The sequence below is a fragment of the Streptomyces sp. 2131.1 genome, from assembly GCF_900105515.1.
In the GTDB taxonomy this organism is placed as follows: domain Bacteria; phylum Actinomycetota; class Actinomycetes; order Streptomycetales; family Streptomycetaceae; genus Streptomyces; species Streptomyces drozdowiczii.
Map to the genome: position 1 here is coordinate 2774249 of NZ_FNSY01000001.1, position 12693 is coordinate 2786941.

Below are 12693 nucleotides of genomic sequence, written 5' to 3' on the forward strand. Positions count from 1 at the left end.
GCCACTTCCAGCCCGTCCGGCGATTGAGGACAAGGCGCCGCCGAAGGTGGCGCGCCCCCTCACCCGGCCCGCACGGCCTCCGCCACCGCACCACCCTCCACAGCCTCCGGCGCCTTCGGCGCCCCGCGCCCGCCCTTGACCAGCAGCAGCACCGCCACCCCGGCGACGATCCCGACCGCACCGGCCACCACGGCCGCCGTGTTCAGCCCCGACGCGAACGCCGACCGCAGCGCCTGCTCCGGCACCCCGGCGGCCCGCAGCCCCGCCGCGCCGCCGCCCGCCAGGGCGTGGGACTTCGCGTCGCCCAGGCTCTCCCCCATCCGGGCGGTCAGCACCGTCCCGAGCACGGCGACCCCGAAGGCGTACCCGAGCTGGCGGAAGGTGTTGACCGCGCCGCCCGCCATGCCGGCCCGCTCCGGCGGCACCGCGGCGAGCGCCGCGCCCGCGATGGCCGGGGAGACCAGGCCCGTACCGATGCCCGCGACCGCCAGGCCCGGGATCAGCACCGGCCACGAGGAGCCCTCGCCGAGCACCGCCTGGCCGAGGGTGCCCGCGCCGACGAGGACGAGCCCGACGCCGATGGTGAGGCGCGGCGGCGCCCCGTGCAGCAGCCGGCCGCCGACGGCGGCCACCACGAACGAGGTCGCGGCCAGCGGCAGCACCGCCAGGCCGCCCTGGACGGGGCTGAGTCCGAGGACCGTCTGCAGCCAGATCGAGGTGTACGGCAGCACGCCGAAGGCCGCCAGGTTGAACGCGAGCGACCCGGCCATCACCCCGGTGAACGCGGAGGTGCGGAACAGCGACAGGTCCAGCAGGGGGTGCGCCACGCGCAGTTCCACGACGACGAAGCAGACGAGGGCGAGCGCGGCGATCCCGAACGTGGCGAGCGTCTGCCCGGAGGCCCAGCCGGCACTGCCCGCCCGGACGACGGCGTACGTCGCCGCCCCCGCGAACACCGCGAACGCGGCGGTCCCCGCCCAGTCGGTGCGCCGGTCCCGCGCCCCGTGCGACTCGGGCACGGTCCTGCCGGTCAGCCAGATGGCGGCCACGCTGACCGGGAGGTTCACGAAGAAGATCCACCGCCAGCCGGGCCCCTCGGTCAGCAGCCCGCCGACCACGGGCCCGATCGCGGCGGCGCCCCCGGCCACCGCGCCCCACAGCCCGAGCGCGACGGACCGGTCCTTGCCCCCGTACACCGAGGCGAGCAGCGGCAGCGTCGTCGCGAACATCGCGGCGGCCCCGACGCCCTGCACCCCCCGCGCGGCCACCAGCAGCGCCGGCGAGGAGGCGAGCCCGCAGGCCAGCGAGGCGGCGGCGAACAGCACGATGCCGACGACGTGGACCCGGCGCCGGCCGAGCCGGTCGGCCGCCGCCCCTATGCCGAGCAGCAGGGCGGCGAGCGCGAGGGCGTAGCCGTCGATGACCCATTGCAGATCGGAGAGCGAGGCGTCGAGCGCCCGCGCCATGTCGGGCAGTGCCACGATGACGATCGTGACGTCCAGCAGCAGCATGAACGTCCCCAGACAGACCGCGGTGAGCGGCCCCCACTTACGCATGTCCTTGGTCCTTCTCCCGTACGGCTTCGGCGTGACCGGCGGCCACCCCGTACGTACGATCGGACGACCGCGTCCGGAATCCCCAGCCAGTGACACCCCGGCGCCGGAATCCGACACGGAAGAGGTTCTCGGAAGTGGAATCACCCATCCGGGGCGACGCCCTGGACCTGCGCCTGCTGCACGCCCTGGAGCTGGACGCCCGCGCGCCCTTCAGCCGCATCGCGTCGGTGCTCGGCGTCTCCGACCAGACGGTCGCCCGCCGCTTCCGCCGGCTCCGGGCCGAGGCGGGGCTGCGGGTGGTGGGGGTGCGGTGCGCGGCCGCGGAGGAGTCGTTCGAGCACTGGCTGCTGCGGGTGCGGTGCGCGCCGGAGGGCGCGACGGCCATCGCGGAGGCCCTGGCCAAGCGGCCGGACACCTCGTGGATCGGGCTGACGTCGGGCGGTACGGAGGTGACGTGCACGGTCAACGTCCGCAGCCGGGGCGACGCGGACGACCTGCTGATCGGCAAGCTGCCGCGTACCCCGCACATCGTCGACATCCGCGCCCACCAGCTGCTGCACCGCTTCTACGGCGGCCCCGCCGGCTGGCTCCACAAGAGCGGCGCGCTCACCCCGGAGGAGACCGCCGCCCTCACCCCGCCGCCCTCCCCGGCCCCGTCCGGCCCGGCCGTCATCACCGCCGATGACGAACCCCTGGTCACCGCCCTGGAACGGGACGGCCGCGCCACCTACCCCGAGCTCCAGCGCGCGACCGGCCTATCCGAATCGGCGGTCCGCCGCCGCCTGGCCCGCCTGGTCGCCTCGGGGGCGCTGTACGTGGACGTGGAGTTCGACTCCGACCACATCGGCTACCGCAACGCGAGCATGCTGTACGTCACCGCCGCGCCCCGCGCCCTGCACGCGGTGGGCACGGCCCTGGCGACGGACCGCGAGGTCGCGTACGCGTCGGCCACCACGGGCCCGTCCAACATCGTCGCGGTCGTCATCACCCGCGACTCGGCCCACCTCTACCGCTACCTCAGCGACCGCTTGGGCGGCCTGGACGGCGTCGAACACGTGGAGTCGATGCCGCTCCTGCGCCGCGTGAAGCAGCTGACGTACCGGCCGTTCCGGGGGTAGCGCCCGGACGCCACGGGCCCACCCGTCACCCCGCCGCTCCCGGCGACCGCAGCCACCCCGCTCCCCTCGCCACCTCTCCCGCCGTGCGCAGGAGTTGGGCGACCAGGGGGCGTGCGCCGCGACCCCGGGTGAGCAGGTGGAGTTCGATGGCCGCGTCCCCGGTCAGCGGGCGCCAGACCAGGCCGGCGGGCAGGCTCGGTGCGGCCGAGCCGCCGACGACCGAGACGGCCTCGCCGCGGGCGACCGGGGTGTGTCCGGCGTCGAACGACAGCGCGCGCAGGAGGAGTCGGGGCGCGGCGCCGGCGCGGTCCAGGAGGGCGGTGATCGCGTCGTAGTGGCCCGGGTTGGCCTCGCGCGGGTGGATGAGGACGGTCTCGGCGGCCAGCTCGGCCGGGTCCACGGCGGGCCGCGCGGCGAGCCGGTGGCCGGCCGCCATCAGGACGCCCTGGGGCTCCAGCCGTACGAGCGTCCGCACCAGCTCAGGCGTCGGCGGCGGGCAGCGGACCAGGCCCGCGTCCAGAGTGCCGTCGGCGACGCCGGAGAGGATCTCGGCGGTGGACAGCAGCCGGGTGTCGGCGGTGACGCCGGGCAGCCGGTCCGCCAGGGCGGCGAGGATCGCGGGGGCGGTCTCGTAACTCGTGCTCATGCTGTAGCCGAGCACCAGCGTGCCGCACTCGCCGCCGGCGAAGCCGCGTACATCGCGCCAGAGGCGGTCCGCCTCCTCGCAGAGGGCGGTACCGCGCTCCATCAACAGCCGCCCGGCCTCCGTGGGTTCGACGGAGTGCGTGGTGCGGTCCAGGAGCTGGACGCCCAACTCCCGCTCCAGTTCGCGTATCTGGCGGCTGAGCGCGGGCTGCGCGATATGCAGCCGCTCGGCGGCGCGGGTGAAGTTCCGTTCCCCGGCCACGGCCAGGAAGTAGCGCAGGCGCCGCAGATCCATCATGGCAAGGAGCATACGAGGGGACTCTGACCAGCGGTGATGCCGGATGGTTCTGGAACCATCGGAAACAGGTCTTTCCCTGGGCGGCCCCGCACTCCATAGCGTTCAGGCATCGGAGGGAACCACTCGACGAAAGGCCTCACGATCATGAACGGCACCCCCAAGGACGTCGTCCTCGACTACATGAAGACCCTGGCCGAGGGCGACATGGACCGGCTGAGGGCGTTCTTCGACGCCGATGTCACCTGGACGCTCGCCGGGGACCTGCCCGTCTCGGGCACCTGGACCGGCCCGGACGAGATCTTCGACGAGTTCGTGGCGGCGATGACCGCCCGGCTGGTGCCGGAGACGGTGGAGATCGAGTTCCTGGACGTCCTCGCGGAGGGCGAGCGGGTTCTCGCCGAGTGGCGGACGCGCGGGCTGACCCGCAAGGGCGGCCGGTACGACCAGCACTGCCTGGCCGTGTTCACCGTGCGCGACGGCCGTATCGCCTCGGTGCGGGAGCACTTCGACACCCTCCACGCCCACGACGTCGTCTTCGCCTGAGGAGCCAGCGATGCGCGCACAACTCCCCGTCGCCGAAGCGGGCGGCACCGTCCGCGTCGGCGACGCCCCCGAACCCGTCCCGGCCGCCGACGAGGCGCTCGTCGCGGTGGAGGCGTACTCCGTCAACCGGGGCGAGACCTTCCAGCTCGACGGGCGACTCGACCGCCGGTGGCCCGGCTGGCGGCCCGGCAAGGACGTCGCCGGGACGGTAGTACGGGCGGCGGCCGACGGCACCGGCCCGGCAGCCGGCACCCGCGTCGTCGCCCACCCGCCCGCGTACGGCTGGGCCGAGCGCGCCGCCGTCCCGGTGCACAGCATCGCCGCGCTCCCCGACAGCGTCGACGCGGTGACGGCGGCGGCCCTCCCGCTGGCCGGCATCACCGCGCTGCGCCTGCTGCGCGCGGCGGGCCCGGTCGCGGGGCGGCGCGTGCTGATCACCGGTGCGAGCGGCGGCGTCGGCCACTACGTCACCGAGCTGGCGGCGTCCTCGGGCGCGGCGGTGACGGCGGTCAGCGCGACCCGGGAGCGCGGGGCGCGGCTGCTGGAACTGGGGGCGCACGCGGTGGTGACGTCGCCGGCGGACGCCCAGGGCCCGTACGACGTGGTCCTGGAATCGGTGGGCGGCGACTCGCTGCCGGCCGCGCTGGCCCGGCTGGCCCCGGGCGGCCTGCTGGTCTGGTTCGGCCAGGCGAGCCGCGACCCGGTCACGCTGGACTTCTTCGACTTCTTCAAGGGCCCGGCCCAGGCCCGTATCGCCCACTTCGACTACACCCGCGCGGACACCACGTACGCCGACGAACTCACCACGTTGGTACGGCTGGTGGCGAGCGGACGCCTGCACCCGGAGATCGGCTCGGTCCGCGACTGGTCCCGCACGGCGGACGTCGTCGCGGACATCCGGGCGCGCCGAGTGCGGGGGAACGCGGTGCTTACGGTGGGATGAGCAACCGGGACGGTGTACGGCGATGAGTCCGGGCCGCCCGGGGAGTCACCCCTTGCGTTGCCACCCATTCACCGGGAGAAAGCACTCATGACTCAACTCCTGAAGGTCCAGAACTTCACCGTCTCCGCCGACGGCGTCGCCTGCGGGGAGAACCAGACGCTGGAGCGGCCCTTCGGCCATGTCGACCCGGGGCAGCTGTTCTCCTGGGCCGGGGCGACCGCGAGCTGGCCCAACCGGACCGATCCGGGCGGGAGCCGGGGCCTGGACGACTACATGACGCGGGACTTCTCGCACAACATCGGCGCCGAGATCATGGGCCGCAACAAGTTCGGTCCGCAGCGCGGCCCGTGGGAGGACCACGAGTGGCAGGGCTGGTGGGGCGGCGAACCGCCGTTCCACACCCCGGTGTTCGTCCTGACCCACCACGAGCGGCCCTCGTTCACGCTCTCCGACACCACGTTCCACTTCGTGGACGGCGAGCCCGCCGAGGTGCTGGCGCAGGCCCGGGAGGCCGCCCAGGGCAAGGACGTGCGCCTCGGCGGCGGGGTGTCGACCATCAGGGAGTTCCTGGACGCCGACCTGGTCGACACCCTGCACGTGGCGGTGGCGCCGATGAAGCTGGGGTCGGGCATGCGGCTCTGGGAGTCGCCCGACGACCTGCGCGACCGCTTCCACCTGGACGTCGTACCGAGCCCCAGCGGGATGACGCACCACCTGTTCTGGCGGAAGTGAGCTCGTACGCCCCTCAGTGGTAGGCGTGCACCACGGCGTGGCCCTTGCCCCGGCCGATCATCCACCGGTTGACCGGTGTGGTGATCACGAAGGCGAGGACCAGCGAGCCGGCGAGCGCGCCCCAGAAGAGGAGGTCGGACAGGCCCGCGTCCATGGCGCCGGGGATCGTCACCATGACGGTGTTGTCGATGATCTCCATGACGGCGATGGACAGCGTGTCGGCGGCCAGCGCCACCTTCAGCGCCTGCCGCAGGGGCACGCCCGCCTTCAGGACCCCGCGCATGGTCAGCGCGTAGCCGAAGACGAAGGCCAGCACGACGGAGAGGGCCACGGTCGCACCGTTGTGCAGCCCGGCCGCCGTTCCGATCACCATGCCGAGGATCTCGCCGATGGCGCAGCCGGTGAGGCAGTGCAGGGTGGCCTGCGCGGCCATGCGCCAGGTGGTGGGGGCGGCGTGACCGTCGTGGCCCGCGTGGTCGTGGTGCCCGTGTCCGTGGTCGTGGTCCATGGCACTTCCCTCCGTAAGGCGTACGGGACGGGTGTCGGATGTCGGGTTGCCCCGCCCGCACGACGACAACCATATACCCCCTAGGGGTATTCCCCCGCAGGAGACGCACTCGCGTTGCATGATCATGCGAGATGATGCATAATCTTCCTATGTCTAAGGTCCTCACCTCCCTGCCCACCGGCGAACGCGTCGGCATCGCCTTCTCGGGCGGCCTCGACACCTCGGTCGCGGTCGCGTGGATGCGCGACAAGGGTGCCGTCCCCTGCACCTACACCGCCGACATCGGCCAGTACGACGAGCCCGACATCGCCTCGGTGCCGGGCCGCGCCAAGGCGTACGGCGCCGAGCTCGCCCGCCTGGTCGACTGCCGCGCCGCGCTCGTCGAGGAGGGCCTGGCCGCGCTGACGTGCGGGGCGTTCCACATCCGCTCGGGAGGCAGGGCGTACTTCAACACCACGCCGCTGGGCCGCGCGGTCACCGGCACGCTCCTGGTCCGGGCGATGCTGGAGGACGACGTCCAGATCTGGGGCGACGGCTCCACGTTCAAGGGCAACGACATCGAGCGGTTCTACCGCTACGGCCTGCTGGCCAACCCGCACCTGCGCATCTACAAGCCCTGGCTGGACGCCGAGTTCGTGACGGAGCTCGGCGGCCGCAAGGAGATGTCGGAGTGGCTGGTCGCCCACGGCCTGCCCTACCGGGACAGCACCGAGAAGGCGTACTCCACCGACGCCAACATCTGGGGCGCCACCCACGAGGCGAAGACGCTGGAGCACCTGAACACCGGTGTGGAGACCGTCGAGCCGATCATGGGCGTGCGGTTCTGGGACCCGTCGGTCGAGATCGAGACCGAGGACGTCACGATCGGCTTCGACCAGGGCAGGCCGGTCACCATCAACGGCGAGAAGTTCGAAACCGCCGTCGACCTGGTCATGAAGGCCAACGCCATCGGCGGCCGCCACGGCATGGGCATGTCCGACCAGATCGAGAACCGGATCATCGAGGCCAAGAGCCGGGGCATCTACGAGGCCCCCGGCATGGCCCTGCTGCACGCCGCGTACGAGCGCCTGGTCAACGCGATCCACAACGAGGACACCCTCGCCCAGTACCACAACGAGGGCCGCCGCCTCGGCCGGCTGATGTACGAGGGCCGCTGGCTGGACCCGCAGGCGCTGATGGTCCGCGAGTCGATCCAGCGCTGGGTCGGTACGGCCGTCACCGGCGAGGTCACCCTGCGGCTGCGGCGCGGCGAGGACTACTCGATCCTCGACACCACGGGCCCGGCGTTCAGCTACCACCCGGACAAGCTGTCCATGGAGCGCACCGAGGACTCCGCGTTCGGCCCGGTCGACCGCATCGGCCAGCTCACCATGCGCAACCTCGACATCGCGGACTCCCGCGCAAAGCTGGAGCGGTACGCCGGCCTCGGCATGATCGGCAACGCCAACCCGGCCATCGGCGCGGCCCAGGCCGCCGCCACCGGCCTGATCGGCTCCCTCCCCGAGGGCGGCGCCGAGGCCATCGCCTCCCGCGGCGAGGTCTCGGACCAGGACGAGATGCTGGACCGCGCGGCGATGGAGTCCGGCACGGACTAGTCGCCACGACGCGTACGAAAAGGCCGGGCACCCCTGGGGCGCCCGGCCTTTTCGTACGCCGCTCCCCCACGTGACCGAGCCCACCCTCCGCTCCCGCAAAACTCCCGCAACAATGAAGACGTGATCACTTCACCCGCACGGAGCCCCCGACGCGCCGAGCACGCCGCGACGCCGTACGTCGATCTGACCCGGGCGGAGTGGAGCGCGCTGCGGGACAGGACGCCGCTGCCGCTGACCGCCGAGGAGGTGGAACGGCTGCGCGGGCTCGGGGACGTCATCGATCTCGACGAGGTGCGGGACGTCTATCTGCCGCTGTCCCGGCTGCTGAACCTGTACGTGCAGGCCACCTCCGGGCTGCGCGGCGCGCTGAACACCTTCCTCGGGGACGCGGGCAACGGGCAGGGCGCGCAGCGCGGGACGCCGTTCGTCATAGGGGTCGCGGGCAGTGTCGCCGTGGGGAAGTCCACCACCGCGCGCATCCTGCGGGCACTGCTGGCGCGCTGGCCGGAGCACCCCCGGGTGGAGCTGGTGACCACGGACGGGTTCCTGCTGCCGATGAAGGAGCTCCACGCGCGCGGCCTGATGTCCCGCAAGGGGTTCCCGGAGTCGTACGACCGGCGCGCCCTCACCCGTTTCGTCGCCGACATCAAGGCGGGCAAGGACGAGGTGACCGCGCCGGTCTACTCGCACCTGATCTACGACATCGTGCCCGGCGAGCGTCTCACCGTACGGCGCCCGGACATCCTGATCGTCGAGGGGCTCAACGTCCTCCAGCCCGCCCTCCCCGGCAAGGACGGCCGAACCCGGGTCGGGCTCGCCGACTACTTCGACTTCAGCGTGTACGTGGACGCCAAGCCGGAGGACATCGAGACCTGGTACCTCAGCCGCTTCCGGAAGCTGCGCGAGACGGCGTTCCAGGACCCGTCCTCGTACTTCCGCAAGTACACCCAGGTCTCGGAGGCCGAGGCGATGGAGTACGCGGCCACCATGTGGCGGACCGTCAACCGGCCGAACCTGGTGGAGAACGTGGCGCCGACCCGGGGACGTGCCACGCTGGTGCTGCGCAAGGGGCCCGACCACAAGGTCCAGCGGCTGTCGCTGCGCAAACTCTGAACCGGGAAGGGTCCGCCCCGTGCTGCATCTGCGCCTGCTCGTCCCCGCCGACCGCACGAACGAGGTGACCGACCTGCTGGAGCGGACCGTCGGCACCGCGCACCTCGCGGTGCTGCCGGGCGTCGCGCGGGACCCCGTGGGCGACATCGTGCTGTGCGACGTGGCGCGCGAGGCGGGCGACGAGCTGATCGCCGAGCTGCGCCGCCTCGGGCTCGACGACTTCGGCGCGATCACCGTCGAGAACATGGACCTGACGCTCTCCGCGCGCGCCGACCGGGCGGAGGAGGCGGCACCGGGCGAGGGTTCGGACGCGGTGCTCTGGGAGGAGCTGGTCGAGGCCACGCACGACGACTCGACGTTCAGCGCCACCTATGTCGCGTTCCTCGCGGTCGCGACGATGCTGGCCGCCTGCGGGGTGATGCTGGACAACGCGATCCTGATCGTGGGCGCGATGGCGGTGGGGCCCGAGTTCGGGCCGCTCGCCGGGATTTCGACGGCGCTGGTGCAGCGCGCCCCGCGCCTGGTGGGGCGCTCGCTGATCGCGCTGATCGGCGGGTTCGCCGCGGCGATGCTGCTGACGGTCGGCTTCGCCTGGCTGATGGACGTCTTCGGGCTGTTCAACGCCGACATGATCGAGGGGAAGCGGCCCAACACCGCGTTCGTCTGGCAGCCGGACTGGATGTCGTTCGTCGTGGCGTTCCTCGCGGGCATCGCGGGGACGCTCTCCCTGACCTCGGCGAAGTCCGGCGCGCTGATCGGGGTCGCGATCTCGGTGACCACCGTGCCGGCGGCGGCCAACGCGGCGGTGGCCTTCAGCTACCGGGACTACAGCCAGATGACGGGGTCCGTGCAGCAGCTCCTTGCGAACCTCGGCGGGATCGTCGCGGCGGGGACGCTGACGCTGCTGGCCCAGAAGGCGCTGTGGCGGACGACCCGCCGCCACCAGCGGGCCCACCAGCGCGCCCACACGAAGCCCACGGCACCGACGCGCTGAGAAACGAGCACGGGAGGGGCGGGCGCCCGCAAGAGCGCCCGCCCCTCCCCCGGGCTCCTAGCCCAGCGCCGACTTCACGACGTCCGCCAGCCGGCCCGCGACCGCGCGCGCCTGCTCGATGTCCGCCGCCTCGACCATGACCCGTACCAGCGGCTCCGTGCCCGACGGGCGCAGCAGCACGCGGCCGGTGGCGCCCAGCTCGTGCTCGGCCTGCGTGACGGCGGCGGACACCTCCTGCGAGGTGTGCACGCGGGACTTGTCGACGTCCGGGACGTTGACGAGGACCTGCGGCAGGCGCTCCATGACCCCGGCCAGCTCCGCGAGCGAGCGGCCCGTCGCGGCGACCCGGGCCGCGAGCATCAGGCCGGTCAGCGTGCCGTCGCCGGTCGTGGCGTGGTCCAGGACGATGACGTGGCCGGACTGCTCGCCGCCCAGCGCGTAGCCCTCGGCCTTCATCGACTCCAGGACGTACCGGTCGCCGACGGCCGTCTGGACGAGCCGGATGCCCTCGCGCTCCATGGCGATCTTGAAGCCGAGGTTCGACATCACGGTGCCGACGACGGCGTCCCCGCGCAGCTGGCCGGCCTCGCGCATGGCGAGGGCCAGCACGGCGAGGATCTGGTCGCCGTCGACCTCCTCGCCCGCCGCGTCGACGGCCAGGCAGCGGTCGGCGTCGCCGTCGTGCGCGATGCCCAGGTGCGCGCCGTGCTCGACGACGGCGGCGCGCAGTAGCGCCAGGTGCGTCGAGCCGCAGCCGTCATTGATGTTCAGCCCGTCCGGCTCGGCGCCGATCGTGACGACCTCGGCCCCGGCGCGGGCGAACGCCTCGGGCGAGACGCGGGCGGCGGCGCCGTGGGCCTCGTCGAGGACGACCTTCAGGCCGTCGAGGCGGTTCGGCAGGACGCCGATGAGGTGGGCGACGTAGCGGTCGAAGCCCTCGGCGTAGTCGGTGACGCGGCCGACGCCGGCGCCGGTGGGGCGGGTCCACGGCTCTCCGGTGCGGTGCTGCTCGTACACCGTCTCGATGCGGTCCTCCAGCTCGTCGGCGAGCTTGTGACCGCCCCGGGCGAAGAACTTGACACCGTTGTCCGGCATGGCGTTGTGGCTGGCCGAGAGCATGACCCCGATGTCGGCGCCCAGGGCACCGGTGAGGTGGGCGACGGCCGGGGTCGGCAGCACGCCGACCCGCAGGACGTCGACGCCCGCGCTCGCGAGGCCGGCCACCACGGCGGCCTCCAGGAACTCTCCGGAGGCACGCGGGTCGCGGCCCACCACGGCCGTCGGCCGATGGCCCTCGAAGGTGCCCGCCTCGGCCAGTACGTGCGCCGCGGCCACCGAGAGGCCGAGCGCGAGCTCGGCCGTCAGGTCCGCATTGGCGACGCCGCGCACGCCGTCCGTGCCGAAGAGTCGTCCCACTGGTGTCCTCCGAAAGTGCTCCGAAACGCAAAAGTCAGATCACGCAAACCAACAAGCCTATGAACGCCTTATGTCGCTATATGCCCGAGGATGTCGATAAACGAACGCCCCGGCAGCACGAGGTGTGCCGCCGGGGCGAACGTATAACGCGGATGAGCAGGCGGTTTAGCGCTTGCTGTACTGCGGGGCCTTGCGGGCCTTCTTGAGACCGGCCTTCTTGCGCTCGACCGCACGGTCGTCGCGGGAGAGGAAGCCGGCCTTCTTCAGCGTCGCGCGGTTGTTGTCCACGTCCGCCTCGTTCAGCGCGCGGGCCACGCCGAGGCGCAGGGCGCCGGCCTGACCCGAGACGCCGCCACCCGCGATGCGGGCGATGACGTCGTAACGGCCGTCGAGCTCGAGCACCTTGAAGGGCTCGTTGACTTCCTGCTGGTGCACCTTGTTCGGGAAGTAGCTCTCGAGGGTGCGCCCGTTGATCTTCCACTTGCCGGTGCCCGGAACGATCCGGACGCGGGCGATGGCGTTCTTGCGACGGCCAAGGCCGGCGGCGGGCTGCGGGTCGCCGAAGCGGCCGGCGAGCGACTCGGAGGTGTACTCACCCTCGACGGGGACCTCCGACTCGAAGGTGGTCACCTCGGCGTAGGTCTCCTCGCCCTCGGTGCCCTCGGCGGTCTCAACAGTGGTCTCGGCCACGATTCTCCTCAGATCTTTCTTTATGTCTTTGGGGGGAGGCCGGAACTACTGCGCGACCTGGGTGATCTCGTACGGGACCGGCTGCTGCGCAGCGTGCGGGTGCTGCTCGCCCGCGTAGACCTTCAGCTTCGAGATCATCTGGCGGCCCAGGGAGTTCTTGGGGATCATGCCCTTGATGGCCTTCTCGACGGCCTTCTCGGGGTTGTTCGCGAGGAGGTCGTCGTAGCGCACGGAGCGCAGACCGCCCGGGAACCCGGAGTGGCGGTAGGCCATCTTCTGGGTCCGCTTGTTGCCGGACAGGTGAACCTTGTCGGCGTTGATGATGATGACGAAGTCGCCCATGTCCATGTGGGGGGCGTAGATCGCCTTGTGCTTGCCTCGCAGGAGGTTCGCAGCCGTGGTGGCGAGACGGCCCAGGACGACGTCCTGTGCGTCAATGATGTGCCACTGGCGAGTCACATCGCCGGGCTTGGGGCTGTACGTACGCACTTCGTAGCCTTCGCTTCTTCAGTGGATGGGGTCCAGACACACGACACCTCTGA

Annotated in this window: 13 protein-coding genes; 7 read left to right on the forward strand and 6 right to left on the reverse strand. The window is 72.2% G+C overall.

Annotated elements, in window-relative coordinates; genetic code table 11:
• Positions 1–59 precede the first annotated feature (59 nt).
• Positions 60–1556: an MFS transporter gene (locus BLW14_RS12250; RefSeq protein WP_093707096.1), complete on the reverse strand. Its 1497-nt coding sequence runs from the start codon at positions 1554–1556 to the stop codon at positions 60–62.
• A gap of 134 nt (positions 1557–1690) precedes the next feature.
• Between BLW14_RS12250 and BLW14_RS12255 the strand changes: the two genes are divergently transcribed.
• Positions 1691–2674: an Lrp/AsnC family transcriptional regulator gene (locus BLW14_RS12255; RefSeq protein WP_093707098.1), complete on the forward strand. Its 984-nt coding sequence runs from the start codon at positions 1691–1693 to the stop codon at positions 2672–2674.
• A 25-nt stretch (positions 2675–2699) separates the two neighbouring features.
• Here the strand turns inward: BLW14_RS12255 and BLW14_RS12260 are convergent, their stop codons facing one another.
• Positions 2700–3617 carry a LysR family transcriptional regulator gene (locus tag BLW14_RS12260; protein WP_256332751.1) on the reverse strand — a complete coding sequence of 306 codons (918 nt, stop codon included), beginning with the start codon at positions 3615–3617 and terminating at the stop codon, positions 2700–2702.
• 144 nt (positions 3618–3761) lie between these two features.
• Here BLW14_RS12260 and BLW14_RS12265 point away from each other — a divergent pair, with 144 nt between their 5' ends.
• From BLW14_RS12265 to BLW14_RS12275, 3 genes are all read left to right on the forward strand, one after another.
• Entirely contained in the window at positions 3762–4160 is a 399-nt protein-coding gene (locus BLW14_RS12265; protein ID WP_093707102.1) for a nuclear transport factor 2 family protein, read from the forward strand.
• A 10-nt stretch (positions 4161–4170) separates the two neighbouring features.
• The gene (locus tag BLW14_RS12270) at positions 4171–5103 is read left to right on the forward strand and encodes a zinc-binding dehydrogenase (protein ID WP_093707104.1); all 933 of its coding nucleotides are present in this window, start codon (positions 4171–4173) and stop codon (positions 5101–5103) included.
• Between the two features lie 87 nt (positions 5104–5190).
• A complete protein-coding gene (locus tag BLW14_RS12275; protein WP_093707106.1) occupies positions 5191–5835 on the forward strand; it encodes a dihydrofolate reductase family protein in 645 nt (214 codons plus the stop codon).
• A 13-nt stretch (positions 5836–5848) separates the two neighbouring features.
• Here the strand turns inward: BLW14_RS12275 and BLW14_RS12280 are convergent, their stop codons facing one another.
• Complete coding sequence (locus tag BLW14_RS12280) at positions 5849–6343, reverse strand: DUF4396 domain-containing protein (RefSeq protein ID WP_093707108.1); 495 nt, start codon at positions 6341–6343, stop codon at positions 5849–5851.
• A gap of 149 nt (positions 6344–6492) precedes the next feature.
• Here BLW14_RS12280 and argG point away from each other — a divergent pair, with 149 nt between their 5' ends.
• The 3 genes from argG (at position 6493) to BLW14_RS12295 (ending at position 10045) form a co-directional block, all read left to right on the forward strand.
• Entirely contained in the window at positions 6493–7938 is a 1446-nt protein-coding gene (argG, locus tag BLW14_RS12285; protein ID WP_093707110.1) for an argininosuccinate synthase, read from the forward strand.
• A 120-nt stretch (positions 7939–8058) separates the two neighbouring features.
• Positions 8059–9051: a type I pantothenate kinase gene (gene coaA / locus BLW14_RS12290; protein WP_093707112.1), complete on the forward strand. Its 993-nt coding sequence runs from the start codon at positions 8059–8061 to the stop codon at positions 9049–9051.
• Positions 9052–9070: 19 nt separating this feature from the next.
• Positions 9071–10045 (forward strand): DUF389 domain-containing protein, encoded by a 975-nt coding sequence (locus BLW14_RS12295; protein ID WP_093707114.1) that lies wholly within the window; start codon positions 9071–9073, stop codon positions 10043–10045.
• A 57-nt stretch (positions 10046–10102) separates the two neighbouring features.
• Here BLW14_RS12295 and glmM read toward each other — a convergent pair whose 3' ends face one another.
• The 3 genes from glmM to rplM form a co-directional block, all read right to left on the reverse strand.
• Complete coding sequence (gene glmM / locus BLW14_RS12300) at positions 10103–11461, reverse strand: phosphoglucosamine mutase (protein WP_093707115.1); 1359 nt, start codon at positions 11459–11461, stop codon at positions 10103–10105.
• Between the two features lie 165 nt (positions 11462–11626).
• On the reverse strand, positions 11627–12151 hold the full coding sequence (rpsI, locus tag BLW14_RS12305) for a 30S ribosomal protein S9 (RefSeq protein WP_018519279.1): 525 nt from the start codon (positions 12149–12151) through the stop codon (positions 11627–11629).
• Positions 12152–12196: 45 nt separating this feature from the next.
• Positions 12197–12640 (reverse strand): 50S ribosomal protein L13, encoded by a 444-nt coding sequence (gene rplM / locus BLW14_RS12310; RefSeq protein ID WP_093707117.1) that lies wholly within the window; start codon positions 12638–12640, stop codon positions 12197–12199.
• Between the last annotated feature and the right edge of the window lie 53 nt (positions 12641–12693).